Below are 18,146 nucleotides of genomic sequence, written 5' to 3'. Positions count from 1 at the left end.
AAATGAAAAAGGTGCTGCTGGTGATGGTGCTTGTTCTCCTCGGCGGCTGTGCCACGACAAAAACCGTGGAGCAAAACCGGCCGTTTTCGATGACCCAACCGCCCGGCTGGAAGGAGCAAAGGACCAACACGCTTATGTTGATAACTAAGGAGTATCCCGCCCTGCAGAACGTGGAGATCGCCAGGAAGGGGCTCCAGGAGGAGAAGCAGTTTACCCACACGAAGCGACGGGTGACTGCGGGGATGCTGCCGCAGGAGCTGGCCGAAGTCGTCATCGACGAATTCCAGTCGGACCAGAACTTCCCCGTGGATGCCGTGGAGGAAAATGAACCAGCAATGGTTGGGGGAGAGCCCGGTTTTCGGGTGCGCCTGACTTACAGCACCAAAGCCGGGCTGAAGTATCGCGCCGAGATCTACGGCTTCGTACACGATAACTGGTACTACCAGATCACCTACTCCGCTCCGGCACGGTATTATTTCGCGAGGGATCTGCCCGCGGTGCGGGAAATGGTCAAATCTTTCACCCTTTCCAAGGCGCAGTGAACCGGATTTCGCAAGTACGCAGAGGTGAGATCATGAGCGACGACAGGGCAAACATCGAGACGAGAGGGGTCTCGGTACAGTTACTTGCAACGGTCGATCTGGGCCCCGAGATAGAGGGAATGGCGGGTCGCGAACTGCGCATGCGCATGGTGACCATCGAGCCCGGAGGCGTCTTCGGGCCGCTGCACGACCATATAGACAGGCCCGGCACGGTATATATACTCCAGGGGATCATCACCGACCACCGAAACGGCATAGCCACTGACTATGGCCCGGGAGTAGGCTGGCCCGAAGACAGGAACACCATGCACTGGCTCGAGAACAGGGGCACGATTCCAGCCGTTGAGATTTCCGTCGACATCGTCAGGAAAGGGTGAGCTACTGGGCTTCTTTCTCACCTCGCGTTTACCATTCGTGAGAACCAGAAGGCGGTAGCGCATGTACAGGATAGAGCGGGTAGCAGACGCCGTTTTTATCTTGATTTGCTGCTGATGGTGTTAGGGTTCTCCTCGTCGCTTTCCCACTGCCAGATTGGCCAATCTCCCGAACTGCTACGTCCCATCCCAGCCTTTGAGTAACATGTCGTGTGATATCGAGTAACCTTTGGGGTTGATGGAGCTACCTGTCGCTTGATGTGACGTGACGTTTGGCGCAAACCAATTCTGTCTCGCAAGATGTGCCATGCACGAAGGGGGTGGTGGAACAAACGTCTCTCTATGTGCCAGGACATATCGCGCGAAGTGCCGTGACGTCCGGCCTAAACGGAGCAACACGTCCACGTTGTGCCGCGACCTATAGCAGTATGTACCATTAAGGTTGGCCTGAACGGAGCGACACTTCCACGATGTGCCACGCGCTATAACAGATCTGCAGTGATGTTTGGCCTTAACTGTGCTACACGTCGCGCGATGTGCTACGGCGCTTTGCCCAGATGAAGTATGGTAAGGCACGAAGCCGTATGTTGGGGGGGCGTTGAAGGAGGGCAAGGGTGAGACAGGGGATTTTTCAGGTAATAGGAAAGACTCCCTCGGGGCTTCCATCCCGAGGGAGTGGAGGATGATGAACCGTGAAGCTACCTAATCAGACGAAGAGGTGGTAGTTTTTTTTCTCTTAGGAGGCACAACCACTTCGACTCCCGCCTGCAGCAGAGCTGGGATGTCCTCTTCGGTTGCGATTACCTGGAGATAGGCGGCGACCTTCTTGAATAGATCGATCATGACTTTGAAGGCCTGGTTCCGCATTACGATGGCGATGCGGTCGTAATTGATGGCACCGTTGTACTTTTGCTCAGCGTCAACGATCGCAGCATTGATCATCTCCAGAGGAACCGCATGCTCGGCCGCTTTCTTATACAACTCCAGTGTAGCCAAGCCGCTGTAGTACCGATGGCAGTTGCTGAGCACCAGCGAAGCTTTACCTGATAGTTCGTACTTTAGATGTAGCATCGTCACCTCCGTGTGAATGGTTAAAGTACTCTAACGTTGATGCTGTTCAATATAGCCAAGCCCCCCACGGTTGTACAGTGGGTGAGACAATTAAATTCAAGTCCTCTCCGCTCTAATAAACGGTGGGGACAGGGCTTCCGATGAGCCGGTAAACACCGGCAAACGGTTAGGCGAGGTCGCTCCGTAGAAGGGAAGGGGGCTGGGCAGGTGAAAGGGAGGCAGGGGCTTAAGCCCCTGCCTCTTGAGGAGTGGAAGGTAGGGTACTAGGGGATGGCACCGAAAGCTGTGTTGTTCGACTCATCCGATTCTGCGACGCTGTTGGCCGGGTCGATCACCGCTTTCAGATACAAGGTCCCAGGGTCCGTGGTCCCGGTGGAGTAACGTATCGAGGTTGCCCTGCTCGCGCCTGCCGCGATGCCGGCGAACTTGTAGGTCCCGATCAGCGTGGCGTTGCCGGAAGGTGTGTCGTCGGTAGAGATATAGACGTTAACAGTGACGTTGTCGGCGGTTGCGGTTCCTCCATTGATGGTGGTCAGCGTGCCGGTAACCGTGTAGTTACCGCGCTTTTGGATCTTGCTCACCTTGGACCATTTTCCGTACAGATCGGGGAGCAGGTTCGTACCTTCGCCGGTGATGGAGACGGACGCGGGGCTGTCCGGATCGTTTGAGGGGATAGTCAGGGTAGCCGATTGCGGTCCCGGCAATGTCGGGGTGAAACTTACCTGCACCGAACAGTTTGCCGATGGGGATACCGTCGTCCCTGAGCAGTTGTCCGTTGTCACCTTGAAGTCGGCGGCTCCGGACAGCGAGAGTTGGCCTACGGCGAGGGGAGCCGTCCCGGTATTGGATACGGTGAAGGTCTGCGTCGTTGTGGTGTTCAGGTTGCGGATGCCGAAGCCGTAAGGGTTGGGCGAGACCGACAGGTTTGGAGCGCTCGCGGCGGAGGCGAGATTAACGATGCTAACCCCCCAAAGGGCCATCCCGGAGTAGCTCCCCCCCCAAGTCATGGTGTGCTCGTCGCTGTCCCAGGTGTCGTGGAGGTACACCGTGTTCGAGTCGTTGTAGCCGAGCCCGACTATCGAGTGCCCTTCCAGGTTCAAAAGCACGGGACGGCCGGCATCGATCTCCGCCTTGAACTGGGCAAATGAGAAGCCTCCCGCATGCACGTTGTCGGTCATCTGGGTGTAGCAGTCGGTGACGGTATATCCGCGCGCCTCGTAGAAGAGTTTTCTTCCGTAGGTGCCATCCAGTTTCGCCTCGCCGTACCCCTCCATGTCGGCGCAGGTGAGCGGGGTGGCCGCATTGATGTAGTAGAAGGAGGTCGAGCCGTCGACGTTGTTGTAGGCCGACTGGCTTGTCTTCATGTAGTCGCCGACGGCATCCCCCCACTCATGCTGCGTCCACCTGCCGGAGATGTATGGATCCCTCCGGCCGCTCAGGTAAGAGATCCAGTAGTCGTCGATGGAACCCAGGGTGGTCCTGCCGTCGACTCCCATGTGGGAGGCGATGAGCGGGTTGTTGGGATAGGAGTCGCCGGTCTTGTCGGTCCAGGTACCCCAGCCCGCGTCCTCGGTGAGCGGGACCACGCCACCGCCGGTTGGGCCGGTATAGATGTTCGGGAATCCGGTGCGGTCGTAGTACCCGGCGATCATGGAGGCTGAAACGGCGGAACAGCCAAAGACCCACTGGAAGGCGGGTACGCCCGGCAGCGTGTTGACCCCTGCGGCTTGCATGGGGGCGGGAAGCGGGGTTGTCGCGCGGATATGGTACCCGTAGGGAGGTTTTGGCGGGCCGTTTATCTCGGCTCGCTCGAGGACGCTGTTGTCGCTGTAGAGGGTGGCCTGGGTGCTGAAGTAAGGATTGATCCGTTGCACCGGGCCTTGCGAGACGGGGACCTTGCCGGGTGCGGGTTGAGCGGAGACGGGAAGGGGGGAGAGGGCGGCAAGAAGCGACATGACTGCCAAAGAGATCAATGCTGCTACCGGTCTTCTCATTGTGTTTCCCTCCATTCAGGCTTTAATGGCGCATTCAAGCAGTTGAGGAGGCGGCGGGGACTAGGTGGATTTTATCAGCATTCTCTGAAGATAAAGGGGGGTAGTAGATAATGTCGGGAGAGGGGCGAAATGTCACAAAGAAAAAGGGTCAGGCTAAATGCCTGACCCTTCTGATTGATGGTGGAGCTACGCGGGATCGAACCGCGGACCTCTTGAATGCCATTCAAGCGCTCTCCCAACTGAGCTACAGCCCCATCTGATTGTGCTCGCCTAACTTACAGGAAGAAAAAAGAGGTTAAGCAGTCGCCTAACCTCTTGATCTTTTGGTGCCGAAGACTGGAATCGAACCAGCACACCCTTTCGAGTACTAGAACCTGAATCTAGCGCGTCTACCAATTCCGCCACTCCGGCTTGCGAGAGACCTACTTATAGCATCGGACGCCTTCCCGTGCAAGAAAAAAATGGCTGAATGATTATCTTTTTTGGCCGTGCGGCTAACTCTCGGAAAAATCGTCGGATGCTAAAAAGGGGGCTCGAAGGCCCCCTGGTGTCGCTACTCCCTTACGAAGGTGTCCATGTCGGACTCGTCCACCATCGCCATGATGCGCGCGTACTCGGCCTCGATCGTGAGGAAGTGGTTGTGCGTCTCGTTGGCGTTCCAGAGGAAGATCTCCTTGATGGATGCGTCGGTGATCTTGGCCGCGGTCTCACGAAGGGCCTTCTCCAAGTGGGTCTCTTTCTCCATGGCGTACTCAAGCGCTTTCTGCTCGGTGAAGTCGGGACCGATCACCTTCTGGATGGAGTTGACCCAGAGTGCCTCGTTCTGGGGAGGGGAGGTGATGAATTCCTCGAACGAGCCGAGCTCGCTTCCCTGGTAGGCCTTGAAGAACTGGGCGGCATGTTCCTTCTCTTCCCTCGCCAGTTGTTCGAAAAGCCGCTTCGCTTCCTTGTCTTTCATCTGCTGTGCGCCGATCTGGTAGAAGTTCATCGCGTTCTTCTCGGTCTGGATGGCCTGCTTGAGTGCGTCCTGCATGTCTTTCATATAACCCTCCCGTGTCTTTGGATATCATTAAATTGTTGGTGTAAACATTATATGGGGTGTTGATTGGTTGTCAACCGGACTACTTTGCTGATTTTTACTGTGAGGAAAGGGGAGGGATGATCGCTGATTGGATGAGCGGTGTGTAATGTTTGAACTTCCGGATGTCGTGGAGGACTTCTGAGGCTAAGCAGAGCTTCTTGATTTGCTGAAAGACAGGGGGATGGGTGGCTGTGACTGTAAATCGTACAGCAGGGAAGGGTAAAAACAAAAAACGCCCCTGCTGTAAAGCAGGAGCGTTGCATTTGTGTGGTGCCGAAGACGAGACTCGAACTCGTACAGGCTATCGCCCGCCACCCCCTCAAGATGGTGTGTCTACCAATTCCACCACTTCGGCGTTGAAGAACCACATTACTATCATTAGCTGAGTTCGAAGTCAACAAAATAAACCCGGTTGACTGAATTTTGTTCAGTGCGCGTGTTGGTTCATTATTTCGCGCTGCGGCGCGGCGAGCCTGTCGGTATGGCCGGTCCCTCCGTCGGGTCACGCTGTGGGGTACTTTGCCCCCAGCGTGCGGGAGCGGGAATGAAAAAAGGGTTACGGTGTGTACCGTAACCCTTTGATCTTTTCTGGTGCCGAAGACGAGACTCGAACTCGTACAGGCTATCGCCCGCCACCCCCTCAAGATGGTGTGTCTACCAATTCCACCACTTCGGCAGGAAGAACCAGATTTCTAACATTACTCGTCAGAGATGTCAACAGCAAATCTCTAATTAATTACTTTGCCGGTGCTGCGGGAGTTGCCGGTGCTGCAGGTGCCGCGGGCGCGCCGGGGGCTGCCGGTGCGGTAGCGGGTGCACCCGGTTTCATCGGCTGCTGCAGCGGCATGCCGCCCATGGGGGCGGGCTTGGCCTTGGGGGCCTTGGACATGATGGACGAACCGCCGCCTTTGCCGGAGATGAAGGCGAGGGAGAGGGAGGTCAGCATGAAGATCACCGCGGCGTAAGTGGTCAGCTTGCTCATGAAGGTGTTGCCACCGCCTGCGCCGAACACGGACTGGCTGCCGCTGGCGCCAAACGATGCCCCCATCTCGGCCCCTTTGCCGGACTGCAGCAAGACGACCACGATAAGCGCGAAACAGACCATGACATGCAGAGTTACCAGTAGAATAGTCATTAAAAAACTAACCTCCGAGAGTGTTCAAAGAGACTGCCAAAAAGTCTTATTAACATACTTGTGCGAAATTACCAAGCACTATTCGCCGAAACGGACGATCGAGGCGAAGGATGCCCCCTTGAGGCTCGCCCCTCCCACCAGGGCCCCGTCGATGTCCGGGCGGCTCATGAGCCCCTTGACGTTCTCGGGTTTCACCGAGCCGCCGTAGAGCACGCGCACCTTGTCGGCCGCGTTTTTCCCTAGCATCTGCGCAACGACGCCGCGGATGAAGGCATGCGCCTCCTGCGCCTGGTCGTCGGTGGCCACCTTGCCGGTGCCGATGGCCCAGACCGGTTCGTAGGCGATGATGACCGGTGCGAACTGGGTTTCCGTGAGCCCTTCGAGTCCCCCCTTCACCTGGCGCTCCAGCACCTTGAAGGTGTTGCCCGCCTCGCGCTCCTCCAGGGTCTCGCCGATGCAGAAGATCGGTACCAGCGCCCCTTTGAGCGCCGCCTTGATCTTCTTGTTCACCGTCGTGTCGGTCTCGCCGAAGTACTGTCTGCGCTCGGAGTGGCCGATGATGACGTGGCTTGCGCCGGCGTCGAGCAGCATGCGCGGAGACACCTCGCCGGTGTAGGCCCCTTCCTCCTCCCAAAAGACATCCTGGGCGGCGAGGTTGATGCCGGTGCCGGCAAGAGCGGCGGGGAGGGCGGGGAGCACGGTGAATACCGGCGCCACGACGATCTCGACGTTGTCGACGCCGGTTACCAACGGCGCGAGCTCCTCGATCAGGGCGAGCGCCTCGTCCTTCGTTTTGTACAGTTTCCAGTTGCCTGCTATGACCGGCTTGCGCATCTAATCCCTCCTCAATGACAGATCAGAATAAAATTAGGGTTCAGATCTCGACTGTTTTACTTGTGCCCCTTGTCCTCGAGCACCTTGATGCCGGGGAGCTTCTTGCCTTCCAGCAGCTCGAGGAAGGCGCCGCCGCCGGTGGAGATGTAGCTGATCTTCGCGTACTCGCCGGCGCGGTGCACCGCGACGTCGGTGTCGCCGCCGCCCACTATGGTGAGCGCGTAGGAGTTGGCCACGGCGGAGACCATGGCGAAGGTGCCGCGGGAGAAGGCGTCCATCTCGAAGACGCCCATCGGGCCGTTCCAGACGATGGTCTTGGAGTTCTGCAGCGCCTCGGTGAAGAGGGTGACCGTTGCGGGACCGATGTCGAGCGCCATCCACCCCTCGGGGATCTCCTGGATCGGGGTCACCTTGGTCTCGGCTGCCGGGTTGAACTGGTCCGCGACGACGCAGTCGACCGGGAGGTAGAACTTGACCCCCTGCTGACGCGCCTTCTCGTATGTCTTCATCGCGGTCTCGATGAGGTTGTCCTCGACGAGCGACTTCCCTACGTTGTAACCCATCCCCTTCAGGAAGGTGAAGGCCATGCCGCCGCCGATGATGATCTTGTCCACCTTGTCGCACAGGTTCTCAAGCACCTCGATCTTGCCGGAAACCTTGGCGCCGCCCAGGATGGCGACCAGCGGGCGGATCGGGTTCTTCATCGCTTTTTCGAAGTAGTTCATCTCGTTCTTCATCAAAAAGCCCGCAGCTACCACCGGGAAGAAGTCGGTGATCGCCTCGACGGAGGCGTGGGCTCTGTGCGACACCGCGAAGGCGTCGTTCACGTACACCTCGCAACCGTTGGCAAGGGCCTTGGCGAAGTCGACGTCGTTTTTCTCCTCGCCGTTGTAGAAGCGGACGTTCTCGAGCATGATGATGTCGCCGGGCTGCATGGCGTCGATCATGGCCCGTACCTCGTCACCGATGCAGTCGACGGCGAGCTTCACCTCCTTGCCCAGAAGTCTTGAAAGACGCTTCGCGGCCGGGGCCATGGAGTACTTCTCCTTGCGCTCCCCCTTGGGGCGCCCCAGGTGCGAGGCGAGCACGATCTTCGCCTTGTTGTCCAGCGCGTAGTTGATCGTGGGGAGCACCGCGCGGATCCTCGTGTCCTCGGTGATGTTCTGGTGCTCGTCCAGCGGCACGTTGAAGTCGACGCGCATGAACAGTTTCTTGCCGGCAAGGTTTTCGATTTCATCGATGTAGCGAATTGACATGTTTCCTCCTGGTTGCATTAAAAATAAACGGGGGGGCGACTGCTCCCCCCCGCGGTTTGTCCTAAACTCCGCGCTTGTCAGAGCATGATTCTCATAAGCCCCACCACGCGGCTGGAGAAGCCCATCTCGTTGTCGTACCAGGAGATGACCTTGACCATGGTCCCGTCGATCACCTTGGTGCACGCGGCGTCGACGATGGAGGAGAGGGCGTTGCCGTTGAAGTCGGTGGATACGAGCGGCTCCTCGCAGAAGCCGAGGATCCCCTTGAGCGGCCCGTCGGCGGCAGCTTTCAGCGCCGCGTTCACCGCCTGCGCGTCGGTCGCCTTCGAGAGCGTGGCGACCAGGTCCACCACGGAGACGTTCGGGGTCGGCACGCGGATCGCCATGCCGTCCAGTTTCCCCTTGAGGGCCGGAAGCACGAGGGATACCGCCTTGGCGGCGCCGGTGGTGGTGGGGATCATGGAGAGGGCCGCCGCTCTCGCGCGACGCAGGTCCTTGTGCGGCAGGTCGAGGATGTTCTGGTCGTTCGTGTACGAGTGGACCGTGGTGACGAGGCCCCTCTCGATGCCGAAGCTGTCCTGGAGCACCTTGGCGACCGGGGCGAGGCAGTTGGTGGTGCAGGATGCGTTGGATACGATGTGGTGCTTGTTCTTGTCGTATTCCTTGTCGTTCACGCCGAGCACGACGGTGAGGTCGGGGTCGGTGGCGGGCGCCGAGATGATCACCTTCTTCGCGCCTGCTGTCAGGTGCTGCGCCGCCTTCTCCCGCGAGGTGAAAAGGCCGGTGGATTCGAGCACGATGTCGATGCCCATATCCTTCCACGGGAGCTCGGCGGGGTTTCTCACCGCGAGCACCTTGATCGCCTTGCCGTTCACGACGATGCTGTCGCCGTCGACGGACACTTCACCCGGGAACTTGCCATGTACGGAATCATACTTTAACAGGTGCGCCAGGGTCTTGGCATCAGTCAGGTCATTGATCGCAACAAATTCAAACTCTTGCGTGCCCGCAGCTGCCCTAAGTACACAACGTCCGATTCGGCCGAATCCGTTAATCGCCACTCTTAAAGCCATGTGCTCCTCCCGTTAATTAAGTATTCCTTCACAATTGGGCATACTAACAGCCGATGTGGTGGTCGTCAAGATTTTATTCAAGATAATTCCGGGATTGTCGATAGCGATGAAGAGCCGGTACAGGCTGGGTTTTTACGGTTAATCGAGACCTTGCGATCCGTTTTTTGCCGGTGAATAAATACACATAATAATTGACTTTTCGCTGAAGTATAAATTATGCTGGCGTGGACCATGATGCGCACCATTTTCCACCACGCAAGCTGCTGGACATTCACTTGATGAAAATGACACTGGAAAAACGCATCCTTCTCTTCTCCTTCCTGATCCTCTTCCTTACTATCTTCATTAGTTCAGGTATGGATATCATGGCGTTGCGCAAGGACCAGGTGAGCGCGCTCAACCTGCGCTCCAAGGGGCTCGCCGTGGCGCTCAAGTCCAACATCGAGAAGGTGTTGAACCTCGGGCTCGAGCTGAAGGACATGACCGGGGTCTCCGAGAAGTGCCGCGAGATCATCGAGGGGAACCCGGACATCGCCTACTGCGTGGTGACCGACCTCGGCGGGCGCGTGCTCTTCGCCAGCGATCCCCGTTTCATCGCCATGCCGCTGCAGCCGCAGCCGCAGAAGGAGGAGTCGCGCCCCGGTGACGAGCCGGTCTACAAGCGGCGCGTCTCCATGGTGTTCGACGGGGCCCACAACTCTTTCTACGACAACGCCGTCATGGTGATGAGCCCCTACGGCAAGCCGATCGCCCAGGCGCACGTCGGTTTCAGCGAACAGGTCGTCTTCGACAAGATGCGCGGCATGGTGCTGAAGACCCTCCTGTTGCTCGCCTTCTCCCTGATCACCTCCTTCACCCTCATCATGCTCTTCATGCGGCGCTACGTCACCCAGCCGATCTCGGTCCTTCTGAAAGGGGTGAAGCAGATCTCCGAGGGGGCCTTCGACACCCATATCGGCGAGGTGCAGGTCGACGAGTTCAACGAGCTTGCCAGGAACGTGAACATCATGTCGCAGTTCCTGAAGAACAGGGACGCCGAGATCAAGAAGAACTACCAGGACATGGAGCGGACCTTCGAGGAGCTGCAGGCCTCCTACCGCAAGCTCGAGACCCTCTCCACCGACCTCGAGCGCTCCGAGGAGCTGTACAAGTCGCTCATGGAGGACGCAAGCGACGCCATCGTGGTGATCGGGGCGGACGACTCGATCCGCATGGTGAATAAGATGGCGGAGGAGTTCTTCGGCTACGAGGCGAAGGAGCTCGTAGGGCTGCCGCTCACCAAGATGCTCCTTCTTTTGAACATCAGCAACATCCCGAAGGTGCACCGGATCTTCCGCGAGGCCTCCGAGGGGGCGCACATCGCCGAGGAGATGCAGCTCTCCAGGAAGGAGGGGGGCGCCATGGTCGCCATGCTGCACGCCTCCAGCATCAAAAGCGGCTCGGAGACCCTGGTGCAGGCCATCTTCCGCGACGTGACCCGCGAGCGCGAGATCATCCTCAACCTGGAGAAGAGCTCCGCCGACCTCGCGCGCCTGAACCGGATGAAGGATTCCTTCCTGGGGCTCGCGTCGCACGAACTGAAGACGCCGCTCACCGTCATCATGGGGTATTCCGAGCTCATCACCACCGACCTCGCCGACAAGGTGGACAAGACGGTGCTCGAGATGGTGGTGAACATAGCCAACGCAGCGTCGCGCCTGGACAACATCATCAAGGACATGGTCGACGTCTCCATGATCGACGAGAAGAGGCTGCAGCTTAAAGTCGAGGACATCCAGCTGAACCGTCTCATCGAGGCCTCGGTGAACGAACTGCGCTTCTTCTTCTCGATGAGAAAGCAGGAGGTGGTGCTGAACCTCGACGAGTCGCTCCCCTCGATACGCGGCGATGCGCTGAGGCTCATGCAGCTTCTCTCCAATATCCTCGGTAACGCCATCAAGTTCACCCCGGACGGCGGGCGCATCACGGTGAGCAGCTCCGCGAAGTACCTCTTGCGCGGTCCCGCGGGGTCGACGGAGGGGCGCGAGCATCACCTGTTCCTGGAGATCACCGTCACCGACACCGGCATCGGCATCGATCGCGAGGACCAGTTGCGCGTCTTCGACAAGTTCTACGAGGTGGGGAACATCCAGGAGCACTCAAGCGGCAAGGTCGCCTTCAAGGCGAAGGGGGCGGGGCTTGGCCTCTCCATCGCCAAGGGGATCGTCGACATGCACGGCGGCGAGATCTGGGTCGAGTCCACCGGCTACAACCCGGAGCGCTTCCCGGGCTCCACTTTCCACATTCTGCTTCCGCTCGCGCCCGGTCTGGGCGAGGGGAACACCGACTACAGCAGGCTCCTGCGTTAAGCAAAACTCAGCAACTTCATCTTGAATCCGCCACCCGTTTCCTGTATAAAAATAAGGTTTTTCTGCCGTTCATGAGCCCCGTGCGGGCGATGCGCGAATTCTCGGAGGGATGGATGAGGCTCAGCCTCCTGGCAAGTGGCAGCAAGGGGAATTCCCTGTTTCTGGAAACCGATGCCTGCCGTTTGCTGATCGATGCCGGCCTCTCCGGCCGGGAGACGATAACCCGGCTCGCCTCCATCGGCGTCGACGCCGCCACCCTGGACGGCATCATGGTGACGCACGAGCACAGCGATCACATCCGCGGCGTGGGGACGCTCGCCCGGCGCCTGAAGATCCCGGTGCTTTGTTCGAGCCTCATGCTGCAGGCGGCGCGCCACGCCATCGGCAAGGCCGAGTTCATCGAGTTCGAGGCCGGTTCCCCCTTCGCCTTCAAGGGGGTGTCGGTCGACCCCTTTCCGGTCACCCATGACGCCTGCGATCCGGTCGGCTTCCGCATCGAAAGCGGCGAGGGGTGCATCGGTTTCGCAACCGACCTCGGGATCGCCACCCGGCTCACCCAGGAGAAGCTCAAGGGGTGCCGCGCGCTGGTGCTCGAGTTCAACCACGACGAGCAGATGCTGCAGGACGGCCCGTATCCATGGCATCTGAAGCAGCGCATCCGCTCCCGCCACGGGCACCTCTCCAATACGGAGGGGGCGAACCTTTTGGAGGAGCTCCTGCACCCCGAGCTGCAGGGGGTCTTCCTCTCACATCTCTCCGAGGTGAACAACGATCCGGCGCTGGCCTTTGCCGCCGCCGACGGGCTTTTAAAACGCCAGAACCTTTGCGGTCCCGACCTCTTCGTCGGAGCCCAGCACAAGGTCTGCGGCGTATTCTCCGCTTGATCCTTTGCGCCGGGCGTCGGAAAGGGGAGTCCTCCCCAGCGACGCGCGGTGCAGCTGTTTTCGCCATACAAAAAACTAGACATGCAAGAAGGGGGAACTATTCGTGATCGAACGTTACAGCCGTCCTGAAATGACCCGCATCTGGGAACCGGAAAACCGCTACCGCAAGTGGCTCGAGATCGAGATCTACGCCTGCGAGGCGCACGCCGAGATGGGGCGCATTCCCAAGGACGCCGTGGCGCGCATCCGTGCCAAGGCGAGCTTCGACGTGGAGCGCATCGACGAGATCGAGCGCACCGTAAAGCATGACGTCATCGCCTTTCTCACCTCGGTTGCCGACTACATCGGCGACGACTCCCGCTTCGTTCACCTGGGGCTCACCTCCTCCGACATCCTCGACACCTCCTTCGCCATGCTTCTAAAGGAAGCGGGCGAGCTGATCATCTCCGACATCAAGCGTCTCATGGCGGTCATCAAGACCCGCGCCTTCGAGCACAAGATGACCCCGCAGATGGGTCGCTCCCACGGCATCCACGCCGAGCCGGTCACCTTCGGCCTCAAGATGGCGCTTTGGTACGACGAGATGGCCAGGAACTTAAAACGCATGGAGGCGGCCCTCGAAACCATCTCCTACGGCAAGATCTCCGGGGCGGTCGGCACCTTCGCCAACATCGACCCGCAGGTCGAGGAGTACGTCTGCAAGAAGGCCGGGCTGAAACCCGCCCCCTGCTCGACGCAGGTGCTGCAGCGCGACCGTCACGCCGAATACTTCACCACGCTCGCCATCATCGCCTCCTCCATCGAGAAGTTCGCGGTGGAGATCAGGCACCTGCAAAGGACCGAGGTGCTCGAGGCCGAGGAATTCTTCAGCAAGGGGCAGAAGGGGTCCTCGGCGATGCCGCACAAGCGCAACCCGGTCCTCTCCGAGAACCTGACCGGTCTTTCCCGCCTGATCCGCGGCTACGCCCTCTCCGCCATGGAGAACGTGCCGCTTTGGCACGAGCGCGACATCTCCCACTCCTCGGTGGAGCGCATCATCGGCCCCGACGCCACCGTGACGCTCGACTTCATGCTGAACCGCGCCATCGGGCTCATCGAGAACCTCGTGGTCTACCCCGAGAACATGATGAGAAACCTGAACCAGATGCGCGGCCTCATCTTCTCCCAGCGCGTGCTTTTGAAGCTCGCCGAGGCGGGCGCCTCCCGCGAGAAGGCCTACGCCCTGGTGCAGAGAAACGCCATGAAGGTGTGGGAAGAGGGTAAGGACTTCCAGACCGAACTCCTGAACGACGAGGAGGTGGCCGGCTTCCTTCCCGCCGAGGAGATCAAGGAAGCCTTCGATCTCGGTTACCATCTGAAGCACGTCGACACCATTTTCACGAGGGTCTTTGGTGGATAGCATCCTGTACTACCTGGCGCCCGACGAGATGGATCCCTTCCTTCTCTTCTGGGGCAAGCAGGCACTCATCTCCGCCGTCATCATCGGCGTTTTCTACCTCCTCTCCAGGCTGGCGCAGCAGCTGCTGACCAAGGTCGGCACGCGCCTTTGCTCCTTCACGGAGACGGATCTCGACGACAGGATCCTTGAGCGGGTCTCCGGACCCGCCATGCTCCTCGTCAACTGCGCCGGCCTGTACCTGGCCATCAGGCGCCTGCCGCTGCACGACCGGATCGGCATCCTCGCCTCGGGGCTTCTCTTCGTGGTGAACATCTCCATCCTCACCGTCATCGCCTACCGCATCCTCGACGAGCTTTTGAAGGCTTACGGGGCGCGCGTGGCGGGGGCCGAGATGAGCCGGCAGCTCATGCCGCTCGTGGAGAAGCTCTGCACCATCTTCCTGGTGGTCACCGCACTCATCATCACGCTCAAGCATTTCAACTACGACATCCTCTCCCTGGTCACCGCCCTGGGCGTCGGCTCCCTCGCCATCGGTCTCGCCGCGAAGGACACCCTGGCGAACATGATCTCCGGGTTTACCCTGATGATCGACCGCCCGTTCCGCATCGGCGACCGGATCACGCTCGGCACCCAGACCGGGGACGTGATGGACATCGGCCTTCGGAGCACCAAGATCAAGGGGCTCGACAACACCCTCCTGATCATCCCGAACTCGGAGCTGTGCAACTCCAACCTGATCAACATGGCCTTTCCGGACCTGCGCGGCAAAGGGAGGGTGAACATCGGCATCGGCTACGACAGCGACGTGGCGCGCGCCAAGGAGATCATGGTGCAGACCGCCCTCGACGTCTCCGAGGTGCTAAAGGACCCGGCCCCGGAGGCGTTCTTCGTGAACTTCGGGGACAGCGCCCTGAACCTCTCGCTCTTCTTCTGGGTTCCCGAGTACACCCAGGTCTTCGGCGCGCAGGACAAGATCAACAGCGCGCTCCTTACGAGATTCCAGGAAAACGGCATCAATATCCCGTACCCGACGCGGACGGTCATCTATGAAAAGGACACCAACAATGCCCCACAGGATTGAGATCACCCTAAAGGACGAGGTCCGCGACCCGCGCGGCGAACGTATCAAGCGTGAGATCGGACACTTCCTCCATCTCGACGTGGCCGAGGTACGCACCATCGACGTCTACACGGTCGATGCCGAGCTCTCCGCCGACGAGCTGGCGCAGGCTGCCGCCGGACCCTTCAGCGATCCGGTCATCCAGGACTACTCAATCGACAAGCCCGCAGCGGCAGGCTTCGACTTCCTGGTCGAGGTCGGCTTCCGCGCCGGCGTCACCGACAACGTCGGGCGCACCGCCAAAGAGGCGATCGGTTACCTGCTCGGGCGCGAACTCGCGGCGGGGGAGGGGGTCTACACCTCGGTACAGTACCTCCTCTCCGGCAAACTGACCCAGGCCGATGCCGAGAAGATCGCCACCGGGCTTCTGTGCAACACCCTGATCCAGCGCTACCAGATCCTGGACGCCGCGACCTTCAAGGCGCAGGGTGGCGTCGCTCCGTTCGTGCCGAAGGTGCAGGGCGAGGCGAAGGTCGAGGTGAACACGGTGAACCTCGAGGTCTCCGACGAGGAGCTGATGCGGATAAGCCGCGACGGCGTGCTCGCGCTCACCCTGGACGAGATGAAGATCATCCAGGCGCACTACCGCGATGCCGAGGTGATCGAAAAGCGCAAGAGCCTGGGCCTTGGCGCGGCACCCACCGACGTGGAGCTCGAGGCGCTGGCGCAGACCTGGTCCGAGCACTGCAAGCACAAGATCTTCTCCGCGGACGTGACCTACGACGACGGCGAAGGGAACACCGAGAAGATCAACTCCCTCTTCAAGAGCTACATCCAAAAGACCACCGCCGACGTGCGCGCGGCCCAGGGTGACAAGGATTACTGCCTCTCCGTCTTCAAGGACAACGCGGGCGTCATCAAGTTCAACGACGACTGGTCCCTCGTCTTCAAGGTCGAGACGCACAACTCGCCGTCCGCGCTCGACCCTTACGGCGGGGCGCTCACCGGCATCGTCGGCGTGAACCGCGACCCGTTCGGCACCGGCAAGGGGGCGAAGCTAATCTTCAACACCGACGTCTTCTGCTTCGCCGATCCCTTCTACGAGAAAGAGCTTCCGAAGCGTCTCCTGCACCCGCGCCGCATCTATGAGGGTGTCGTCGAGGGTGTCGAGCACGGCGGCAACAAAAGCGGCATCCCGACCGTCAACGGCTCCCTCGTCTTCGACGAGCGTTTCGCAGGCAAGCCGCTGGTATTCTGCGGCACCGCGGGGCTCATGCCCGCAACCATCAAGGGTGAGCCGGCACACCAGAAGAAGATTCTGCCCGGCGACCTGATCGTTATGACCGGCGGGCGCATCGGCAAGGACGGCATCCACGGCGCTACCTTCTCCTCGGAGGAGCTGAACGAGAACTCGCCGGTCTCCGCGGTGCAGATCGGCGACCCGATCACCCAGAAGCGGATGTTCGACTTCCTGATCCGCGCGCGCGACAAGGCGCTCTACCGCTTCATCACCGACAACGGGGCAGGGGGGCTTTCCTCCTCCATCGGCGAGATGTCCGAGGAGTGCGGCGGCTGCCAACTCGACCTCTCCAAGGCGCCGCTCAAGTACCCGGGTCTCGCCCCCTGGGAGATCCTCATCTCCGAGGCGCAGGAAAGGATGAGCCTCGCCGTTCCCCCGGAGAGAATCGACGAGTTCATGGAGATGGCGAAGCGCTACGGCGTCGAGGCGACCGTGCTCGGCACCTTCACCGATTCCGGCATCTTCCACATGCTCTACGGCGAGAAGACCGTGGCCTACCTGCCGCTTTCCTTCATGCACGCGGGTCTTCCCCCGATGCAGATCCCGGCCAAGTGGGAAAAGCCGGTGCACGAGGAGCCGAAACTCGAGGCGTCCGCCGATTACACCGGCGACGTCAAGGCGCTCCTCTCCTCGCTCAACATCTGCTCCAAGGAGAGCGTGGTGCGCCGCTACGACCACGAGGTCCAGGGTGGTTCCGTGGTCAAGCCGTTCACCGGCGTCGACAACGACGGCCCGTCCGATGCCGCCGTAGTGCGCCCGGTACTCGACTCCTTCGAAGGGGTCGTCGTAGGGCACGGCATCTGCCCGCGCTACAGCGACATCGACGCCTACGACATGGCGGCAAACGCCATCGACGAGGGGCTCAGGAACTACGTTGCCGTCGGCGGCTCGCTCGACTTGGTCGCCGGTCTGGACAACTTCTGCTGGTGCGATCCGGTCCTCTCCGACAGGACCCCGGACGGCCCCTACAAGATGGCGCAGCTCGTGCGCGCCAACAAGGCGCTCTACGACTACTGCACCTTCTTCTCCATGCCGCTCATCTCGGGCAAGGACTCGATGAAGAACGACTTCTACGACGGCACGACGAAGATCTCCATCCCGCCGACCCTCCTTTTCTCGGTCATCGGCAAGATGGAGGACGCGCGCCTCGCCGTCACCATGGACGTGAAGCGCGCGGGCGATGCGGTGTACCTCCTGGGCGCCACCGCGAACGAGCTGGGCGCTTCCGAGTACCTGGCGCAGATAGGGTTCGTGGGGAACAACGTGCCGAAGGTCGACGCTCAGGCCGCGCTAGCCACCTACCGTGCCTACGGCGCAGCCCTGAACGCGGGGCTCGTCGCTTCCTGCCACGACCTCTCCGACGGCGGCCTTGCCGTCGCCGCAGCCGAGAGCGCCTTCGCGGGCGGGTTCGGGATCGAGCTCGACCTGGCCCAGGTGCCCTTCAAGGGGGATGCGGCAGGGAAGAGCGATGTCGCGCTTCTCTTCTCCGAGTCCGCCTCGCGTCTTCTGGTGACGGTGCGTGCCGAGAAGGCGGAGGCCTTCGAGAAGGCGATGGCGGGGACCGCATTCGGCAGAATCGGTGCGGTCACCGAGGAGCCGGCACTCAAGGTGAAGGGGCTTTCCGGCAGCGTGGTGGTGAACGCCGCCAACGCCGAACTGAAGGCCGCCTGGCAGGCGCCGCTCAAGGACCTGTAAACGGGTCCATCTCCCTCTCCCTCCGGGAGAGGGGCGGGGTGAGGGCGTCGGCAGATGCGATTCCTCACTTCGTGGCAACGCCCTCACCCGGCCTTCGGCC

General features: G+C 60.4%; 14 protein-coding genes and 4 tRNA genes. 7 read left to right on the top strand and 11 right to left on the bottom strand.

The genetic code is table 11. The features are described from left to right. Positions 1-2 precede the first annotated feature (2 nt). On the top strand, positions 3-542 hold the full coding sequence (locus D6Z24_RS09250) for a hypothetical protein (RefSeq protein ID WP_129126300.1): 540 nt from the start codon (positions 3-5) through the stop codon (positions 540-542). Between the two features lie 32 nt (positions 543-574). Continuing rightward, positions 575-919: a cupin domain-containing protein gene (locus D6Z24_RS09245; protein ID WP_129126299.1), complete on the top strand. Its 345-nt coding sequence runs from the start codon at positions 575-577 to the stop codon at positions 917-919. A 699-nt stretch (positions 920-1,618) separates the two neighbouring features. Here the strand turns inward: D6Z24_RS09245 and D6Z24_RS09240 are convergent. The 11 genes from D6Z24_RS09240 to gap form a co-directional block, all read right to left on the bottom strand. Continuing rightward, positions 1,619-1,987, bottom strand: coding sequence for a hypothetical protein (locus tag D6Z24_RS09240; RefSeq protein WP_129126298.1), 369 nt, complete (start codon positions 1,985-1,987; stop codon positions 1,619-1,621). A gap of 263 nt (positions 1,988-2,250) precedes the next feature. Further along, positions 2,251-3,981 (bottom strand): choice-of-anchor D domain-containing protein, encoded by a 1,731-nt coding sequence (locus D6Z24_RS09235; RefSeq protein ID WP_162605101.1) that lies wholly within the window; start codon positions 3,979-3,981, stop codon positions 2,251-2,253. Between the two features lie 178 nt (positions 3,982-4,159). After that, positions 4,160-4,235 (bottom strand) — tRNA-Ala (locus tag D6Z24_RS09230). Between the two features lie 70 nt (positions 4,236-4,305). Further along, positions 4,306-4,392 (bottom strand) — tRNA-Leu (locus tag D6Z24_RS09225). Positions 4,393-4,534: 142 nt separating this feature from the next. Beyond that, complete coding sequence (locus D6Z24_RS09220; protein WP_129126296.1) at positions 4,535-5,023, bottom strand: ferritin-like domain-containing protein; 489 nt, start codon at positions 5,021-5,023, stop codon at positions 4,535-4,537. Between the two features lie 307 nt (positions 5,024-5,330). Then, positions 5,331-5,417, bottom strand: a tRNA-Leu gene (locus tag D6Z24_RS09215). A gap of 234 nt (positions 5,418-5,651) precedes the next feature. Beyond that, positions 5,652-5,738, bottom strand: a tRNA-Leu gene (locus tag D6Z24_RS09210). A gap of 60 nt (positions 5,739-5,798) precedes the next feature. Then, positions 5,799-6,197: a preprotein translocase subunit SecG gene (gene secG, locus D6Z24_RS09205; protein ID WP_129126295.1), complete on the bottom strand. Its 399-nt coding sequence runs from the start codon at positions 6,195-6,197 to the stop codon at positions 5,799-5,801. Positions 6,198-6,275: 78 nt separating this feature from the next. After that, entirely contained in the window at positions 6,276-7,031 is a 756-nt protein-coding gene (gene tpiA / locus D6Z24_RS09200; RefSeq protein WP_129126294.1) for a triose-phosphate isomerase, read from the bottom strand. Between the two features lie 56 nt (positions 7,032-7,087). Further along, positions 7,088-8,287, bottom strand: coding sequence for a phosphoglycerate kinase (locus tag D6Z24_RS09195; protein WP_129126293.1), 1,200 nt, complete (start codon positions 8,285-8,287; stop codon positions 7,088-7,090). Between the two features lie 77 nt (positions 8,288-8,364). Continuing rightward, a complete protein-coding gene (gene gap, locus D6Z24_RS09190; protein ID WP_129126292.1) occupies positions 8,365-9,360 on the bottom strand; it encodes a type I glyceraldehyde-3-phosphate dehydrogenase in 996 nt (331 codons plus the stop codon). Between the two features lie 278 nt (positions 9,361-9,638). Here gap and D6Z24_RS09185 point away from each other — a divergent pair, with 278 nt between their 5' ends. The 5 genes from D6Z24_RS09185 to D6Z24_RS09165 all read left to right on the top strand — a co-directional run bounded on the left by D6Z24_RS09185 (position 9,639) and on the right by D6Z24_RS09165 (position 18,046). Beyond that, positions 9,639-11,708: an ATP-binding protein gene (locus D6Z24_RS09185; protein ID WP_129126291.1), complete on the top strand. Its 2,070-nt coding sequence runs from the start codon at positions 9,639-9,641 to the stop codon at positions 11,706-11,708. 113 nt (positions 11,709-11,821) lie between these two features. After that, positions 11,822-12,592 (top strand): MBL fold metallo-hydrolase, encoded by a 771-nt coding sequence (locus tag D6Z24_RS09180; protein WP_129126290.1) that lies wholly within the window; start codon positions 11,822-11,824, stop codon positions 12,590-12,592. 103 nt (positions 12,593-12,695) lie between these two features. Further along, positions 12,696-13,991 (top strand): adenylosuccinate lyase, encoded by a 1,296-nt coding sequence (gene purB, locus D6Z24_RS09175; RefSeq protein WP_129126289.1) that lies wholly within the window; start codon positions 12,696-12,698, stop codon positions 13,989-13,991. Then, the gene (locus D6Z24_RS09170) at positions 13,984-15,072 is read left to right on the top strand and encodes a mechanosensitive ion channel family protein (protein WP_129126288.1); all 1,089 of its coding nucleotides are present in this window, start codon (positions 13,984-13,986) and stop codon (positions 15,070-15,072) included. Before purB ends, D6Z24_RS09170 begins: the two co-directional genes overlap by 8 nt. Beyond that, entirely contained in the window at positions 15,056-18,046 is a 2,991-nt protein-coding gene (locus tag D6Z24_RS09165) for a phosphoribosylformylglycinamidine synthase subunit PurS (RefSeq protein WP_129126287.1), read from the top strand. The genes D6Z24_RS09170 and D6Z24_RS09165 overlap by 17 nt, the downstream gene beginning before the upstream one ends. The last annotated feature ends 100 nt before the right edge of the window (positions 18,047-18,146 follow it).

The organism is Geomonas oryzae, from assembly GCF_004117875.1.
GTDB classification, from domain to species: domain Bacteria; phylum Desulfobacterota; class Desulfuromonadia; order Geobacterales; family Geobacteraceae; genus Geomonas; species Geomonas oryzae.
This window is presented reverse-complemented; position numbering and strand designations above follow the sequence as displayed.

Bases quoted from the DNA above. Each gene is read 5' to 3' on its own strand.
- D6Z24_RS09250 (WP_129126300.1), top strand. From the start codon at position 3: ATGAAAAAGGTGCTGCTGGTGATGGTGCTTGTTCTCCTCGGCGGCTGT.
- secG (WP_129126295.1), bottom strand. From the start codon at position 6,197: ATGACTATTCTACTGGTAACTCTGCATGTCATGGTCTGTTTCGCGCTT.
- D6Z24_RS09235 (WP_162605101.1), bottom strand. From the start codon at position 3,981: ATGAGAAGACCGGTAGCAGCATTGATCTCTTTGGCAGTCATGTCGCTT.
- D6Z24_RS09165 (WP_129126287.1), top strand. From the start codon at position 15,056: ATGCCCCACAGGATTGAGATCACCCTAAAGGACGAGGTCCGCGACCCG.
- tpiA (WP_129126294.1), bottom strand. From the start codon at position 7,031: ATGCGCAAGCCGGTCATAGCAGGCAACTGGAAACTGTACAAAACGAAG.
- D6Z24_RS09185 (WP_129126291.1), top strand. From the start codon at position 9,639: ATGAAAATGACACTGGAAAAACGCATCCTTCTCTTCTCCTTCCTGATC.
- D6Z24_RS09240 (WP_129126298.1), bottom strand. From the start codon at position 1,987: ATGCTACATCTAAAGTACGAACTATCAGGTAAAGCTTCGCTGGTGCTC.
- gap (WP_129126292.1), bottom strand. From the start codon at position 9,360: ATGGCTTTAAGAGTGGCGATTAACGGATTCGGCCGAATCGGACGTTGT.
- D6Z24_RS09180 (WP_129126290.1), top strand. From the start codon at position 11,822: ATGAGGCTCAGCCTCCTGGCAAGTGGCAGCAAGGGGAATTCCCTGTTT.
- D6Z24_RS09195 (WP_129126293.1), bottom strand. From the start codon at position 8,287: ATGTCAATTCGCTACATCGATGAAATCGAAAACCTTGCCGGCAAGAAA.
- D6Z24_RS09220 (WP_129126296.1), bottom strand. From the start codon at position 5,023: ATGAAAGACATGCAGGACGCACTCAAGCAGGCCATCCAGACCGAGAAG.
- D6Z24_RS09245 (WP_129126299.1), top strand. From the start codon at position 575: ATGAGCGACGACAGGGCAAACATCGAGACGAGAGGGGTCTCGGTACAG.